Annotated in this window: 1 protein-coding gene; it reads left to right on the forward strand. The window is 74.9% G+C overall.

From position 1 onward, the window contains the following. Positions 1-701: transposase (locus ABD401_RS24950; RefSeq protein ID WP_344609933.1), on the forward strand; the 701-nt coding region annotated here is incomplete at both ends.

Consider the following 701-nt stretch of genomic DNA (forward strand, 5'->3'; position numbering starts at 1 on the left):
CGACGCGGTCCGCGCCGCCCGGGAGGCGCTGGCCCGCCCGCGGTTGGGCACCCCGCGCAGTGGCGGGGACCGCCAGATCCTCTCGGTGCGCCTGGCCGCGCGCCGCTCCGCGGTCGAGGCCGCGACCAGCACCGAACGGCAGATCTTCGCCCTGCTCATCGCCGCCCCCGAACCGTTGCGCGCAATCTTCCGCGGCCTGAAGATGCCCGCCACCATCACCCGCGCCGCTGCTCTGCGGGCCCGCCGCGGCTGGGACGCCGAGACCCGCGCCACCGCGGACACCCTGCGCATCCTGGCCCGCCGCGCCCGCGACCTGCGCACCGAAGCCGCCGCCCACGAACGCGCCATCACCGCGATCGTGCGCTCCTGGCGCCCGGACCTGCTCGACCAGCTCGGCGTCGGCCCGATCGTGGCCGCCACCGTGCTGTGCGCCTGGTCCCACGCCGGACGCATCGCCGACGAGGCCGGCTTCGCCATGCTCGCCGGCGTCGCCCCCATCCCGGCCAACAGCGGCCGAACCACCAACCGCTACCGGCTCAACCGCTACGGCGACCGGCGCCTGAACTGCGCCCTGCACACCATCGTCATCACCCGCATCCGCTGCGCCCACCCCGCCACCGTGGCCTACATCGAACGCCGCACCGCCGAAGGCAAAACCCTGCGCGAGATCAAACGCTGCCTCAAGCGCTACATCGCCCGAG

Origin of the sequence: Sporichthya brevicatena, from assembly GCF_039525035.1 — a bacterium.
GTDB classification, from domain to species: domain Bacteria; phylum Actinomycetota; class Actinomycetes; order Sporichthyales; family Sporichthyaceae; genus Sporichthya; species Sporichthya brevicatena.